Consider the following 3,889-nt stretch of genomic DNA (forward strand, 5'->3'; position numbering starts at 1 on the left):
TTTAATTTTCATGTTTTTTACTCCTTTTGTACTTAATTGATTTTTCTGTCCCCTTTTTTATACGCTTCTTACAAATTTTATACACTTGTTTTTAAAAGTGTATAAAAAATAAAGTCAGTAATGCCAAGGTTTTTGCTATTGTTTTATACACTTTATACGCTTTATACATTAAAATAAAAACATATATAGGGATAATAGGGACCCCATTTTTAAAACATAATATAAGGAAATTTTTTTATTTCCGTGTTTTTCGTATAAAGTGTATAAAACCCTTGATATGACAACGTTTTTAAGTGTATAAAATTTTTGCCCTACTGTGTAAAGTGTATAAAATTCTTATTTTCTTTTCCTTCTCTTTTTGTACTCTGGCCAATGGTTGTAATACCCGCGTTCATTCTTTGGCTTTTTCTGCTTTTCGGGTGTTGCCCTACCATTAGCATAGGCTACGCTTGCAAACGGCGGTAGGTCTTCTTTAGGATAAAAACCTTTATGGATCTGTTGCCCTGCAGGGATAACCTTCTGGCCAACTGCGAAACCTTCAGGCAGGTTGCTTTTGATTTCTCGATGTAAGCCCATTTCTGACCTGTTTTCTTTAATACCATAGTATTCTAGGAAACCTTTCCAAACGTGATAGACAAAACTATTAGGAATAAACTCACTTGTCAATTCATCAGTAAAAAACTTAGAAACAAAATCAATAACGGGGTTCATGTCTTTATGGTGTTCTTCAAGTATTTCAATAGACTTCGTAGGGTTAATGTCAGCGATTGGTGTTTCAATAGCCAACTTAACCAGGTACTCCAGCACTTCTTTGCGGTTAATGTAATCGTCTTTGATAGCCTTGTTAGGATTACCTTTGAATATTTTGGTAAAAGGTAAAATTCTAAATCGCCTATCAATAGCTGATTTATCCCCGTTCATTCTTGGTAAACCATTAGAAGATTGTACTACCGTCATATTAAGGCGTATGCTATAAGGGCGTTTCCCTTTGTCCTCTATGGTCATTATGTCGCCTGTTGCTAAGCTAAACATATCTGAAGTGTCTCTAATTACTGCGTCCTTTTGTACATCATCACCGATTACAAGCGACTTTCCCAATAATATAGACGTTGAAAATTGACTTTTTGTTAAACCAGTGATCTTCAAACTTGCCACATTTTCCATACCAACTAGGTTTATAAGTAACTGCTGAAAAGTTCCTTTTCCTGTTCCACCTTCACCGAAAAGCCAAAAGATTTTTTGCAAAGACTGCCCTGTGACGCTTGCTTTTATAATCTGGATAGCAAGGTTATAAAGCTCCTTGTCACCGTCAAACAACTCTAAAAGCCAAGCTGTCGGCTTCCAGCCGTTAATTATAGGCTCTTCTGCTCCAGGGCTATAACCTGTTTTTATCTTTCTTGTTGCTGTAATCTCTGGTGTCGTTTCTTCAAAAATGCCTGTCTTAGCATTGTATAGCTGTTTCCCAATTACAGTATAATTGCCTTGGATTTCCCTCATTTGGCTCTGTCTAGCTATTTTATAAAGCGTGTCAAATGCCTGTTTTTCCGTTGCGTTTGGATAAATGACAGAAATAAGATCTTGCAAAAATTCATTATCCTCTAACCAGATACCAAAATCAGGATTATAGAAATATAATGGGGCTTTTTGCCCTTGTGCCTCTGGCTTAATTCTAATAAATCGGACGTACTTTTTTAACATAATAGCAACTCCCAGCGGATTAGTTGGTAAGGCCTTACTGCTCTTTTCCTCGCCTTTCTGCTGGGCTAGTTCTTCATGCTGGGCCTCGGTCAACCTGCCTGCCTTTACATTTTCAAGGTGTTTGCTGTCTGCCATAACTTCTTCATAAGCTTGCTGATAAGCCTTGTCCTTGATTTCTTGACACTCTTTGATAAGCTGTCCCCTAACACCTTTGAAAGTCTTAAAGTGCTTATCTTCGCTTTCACGCGCCTCTAAGATTTCACTTTCTAGGTTTCCTAATTCTTCTAGTTCTATGGTTCTATCCTCTCTTTCTATATTCAGCCCGTGCTATACTGCTAAAAGTGCGGTCTAGCTCTTCAATAGGCAATGGTTCAACTGTCACGCTATTAGCTATCTTTGTCAGCTCGTAGGCGGTCTCTAGGTCGCAATCAACCCACTTATTAAAGAGTAAACCTACAAAGCGTGTCAGTGCTACGTTGCGCCCTCCCTCATCTCCAAAGCCATTAAAAAGCGTGTCAATAATTCTCATGGTCATTGACCTCTGGCCACTTGCTCTAGGCTTGTAACGCTCCGTAGTTTCTTGCTTCGCTCTTGGTTCAACCTTGGGGACTGGATAATCTAGGCCATGCTCCACAACCTTTTGATAACTTGCTGGGTCGCCTGTTGTTACTGGTAGCCCTTGGAGTTGTGACCAGGTTAGACTGACCATGTCAAAGGGTAGCCCAATCTTGTCCGCTATCTCCTTAACTACCTGCTTATAGGTTGCCTCATTCATCACGTTGTTAGGCTTCACTACAAGGCGAAAACGGGGCTTTTCTAAGCTATGTTTGATAGTCGGGTATAAGATATAGGAGTAGCCAAATAAAGCGCTAGAAACAGCCTTTATAAAGCCCTCAGACGTCCCCTGTATATCGTCATAATCAAGGAAAATCAAATCCCGATAGATTAGACTGGAGTTGTTTCGCTTGTAACTGCCATGCTTTTCTGGTGTCACTTTGCCACTTATACAGTAAGGCGCTTGTGTACGTTTAAATTCTTCAATGTTTGCCCCTTCAGGGACTACCAAAGGCTTAAAGCGTTCAATGTACTGGAACGGCTCAATTTTATCAAATGGATAGACAAGATTACCCTGAAAGCCTCTAGCCTCGTAAATCGTCATATCAGCTCCCTTTCCGACGTTTCTTCCTCAGTTTCTTCAGTTGTTTCCGTTCTTTGAGTTGCTTCAACTTTGGGCGTCTGACCTTGGTTTTATCTTCCTTGGCTAACTTCATACCAGCATAAGCTGGCTCTGTCATGTATCTACCCATTTTCTACCCCCAGAAACTTCCAGATGTCAGTTATTTTATAGTAAACCTTTCTTGTATCTTCAAGCGGTGGATGGTATCGTCTTAGCCCTGCTTTTTCCCATTTTTGGAGTGTCATATATTTTATATCTAACTCGTCCATGACTTCCTGGGCTGATATTAAGCCTGTCAGTCGTGGTTTGAGTCTATCACGCGCTTCATGGTATCTTTCCACTACCTCCAGAATGCCATGCACTAGGTCTTGCTCACTTTCTCGGCTTAGGCTAAACATATCCGCCCACCTCCTTCAAGGTTTCTTTGTAGCTTTCTAGGTCGCTGTTCATCAACACCGCTAGGCGCTTTTCTTCTTCTCGTATCTGATTGTAAAATGTTTTTGCTCCGTCCAGTAGCTCCTCTTTGTTAGCTGGGATAAAATATCCTCTAAATGTCCCATGGCGAACCCCAACAATAGGAACGCTATGGCGCGTGATTAGACGGCTGATAATATCTTGCACGGTTCTTTCTGCTAGCTTAGTGATCAGGCTGATTTCTGCCCCTGTTATGGAGTTCTCAGCCCCTACCTTGATTAGTCTTAATACTCGTTTGTCATTCTCTGATAGACTCATTCAGTTCCTCCTCTCCTTTGCTTTTATTCACAAAGGTTATTTGTCCGCTCACTACCCCTTGCAAAATATCTTTTTGAGTTTCTATGATTGTATCCAAGGTTTTCAAAATAGCTGTCTTAGTCTCTAAATCAAACGCTTGTTTTGTCAACAAGCCCATAGTTACAGCTAACTTTGTTGCATTGTCCATACACGTAGCTAGAAAAATATCTTTAGTAAAATAAGGTTCATCTGGTATTTTTTCACTATCAAGGTATATCTTCACTATGTAACTCATTTCATCCC

At 39.9% G+C, this 3,889-nt stretch carries 6 protein-coding genes; all 6 read right to left on the bottom strand.

Translation table 11 applies throughout. From position 1 onward, the window contains the following. Positions 1 to 336: 336 nt before the first annotated feature. Entirely contained in the window at positions 337 to 1,833 is a 1,497-nt protein-coding gene (locus QZ359_RS04665; protein ID WP_000785436.1) for a phage/plasmid primase, P4 family, read from the bottom strand. Positions 1,834 to 1,996: 163 nt separating this feature from the next. Further along, positions 1,997 to 2,857, bottom strand: coding sequence for a primase alpha helix C-terminal domain-containing protein (locus QZ359_RS04670; protein WP_173304409.1), 861 nt, complete (start codon positions 2,855 to 2,857; stop codon positions 1,997 to 1,999). Position 2,858: 1 nt separating this feature from the next. Continuing rightward, a complete protein-coding gene (locus QZ359_RS04675) occupies positions 2,859 to 3,005 on the bottom strand; it encodes a hypothetical protein (protein ID WP_000534152.1) in 147 nt (48 codons plus the stop codon). Further along, complete coding sequence (locus QZ359_RS04680) at positions 2,998 to 3,273, bottom strand: hypothetical protein (RefSeq protein WP_000492148.1); 276 nt, start codon at positions 3,271 to 3,273, stop codon at positions 2,998 to 3,000. The genes QZ359_RS04675 and QZ359_RS04680 overlap by 8 nt, the downstream gene beginning before the upstream one ends. Then, positions 3,266 to 3,607 carry a hypothetical protein gene (locus QZ359_RS04685; RefSeq protein WP_000058833.1) on the bottom strand — a complete coding sequence of 114 codons (342 nt, stop codon included), beginning with the start codon at positions 3,605 to 3,607 and terminating at the stop codon, positions 3,266 to 3,268. The genes QZ359_RS04680 and QZ359_RS04685 overlap by 8 nt, the downstream gene beginning before the upstream one ends. Then, positions 3,588 to 3,881, bottom strand: a complete 294-nt coding sequence (locus QZ359_RS04690; RefSeq protein ID WP_173304411.1) for a hypothetical protein — start codon at positions 3,879 to 3,881, stop codon at positions 3,588 to 3,590. Before QZ359_RS04690 ends, QZ359_RS04685 begins: the two co-directional genes overlap by 20 nt. Positions 3,882 to 3,889 lie beyond the last annotated feature (8 nt).

Origin of the sequence: Streptococcus sp., from assembly GCF_019414905.1 — a bacterium.
Lineage (GTDB): Bacteria > Bacillota > Bacilli > Lactobacillales > Streptococcaceae > Streptococcus.

Coding starts and splice junctions, on each gene's coding strand:
- QZ359_RS04665 (WP_000785436.1), bottom strand. CDS start 1,833: ATGGCAGACAGCAAACACCTTGAAAATGTAAAGGCAGGCAGGTTGACC.
- QZ359_RS04675 (WP_000534152.1), bottom strand. CDS start 3,005: ATGGGTAGATACATGACAGAGCCAGCTTATGCTGGTATGAAGTTAGCC.
- QZ359_RS04685 (WP_000058833.1), bottom strand. CDS start 3,607: ATGAGTCTATCAGAGAATGACAAACGAGTATTAAGACTAATCAAGGTA.
- QZ359_RS04670 (WP_173304409.1), bottom strand. CDS start 2,857: ATGACGATTTACGAGGCTAGAGGCTTTCAGGGTAATCTTGTCTATCCA.
- QZ359_RS04680 (WP_000492148.1), bottom strand. CDS start 3,273: ATGTTTAGCCTAAGCCGAGAAAGTGAGCAAGACCTAGTGCATGGCATT.
- QZ359_RS04690 (WP_173304411.1), bottom strand. CDS start 3,881: ATGAGTTACATAGTGAAGATATACCTTGATAGTGAAAAAATACCAGAT.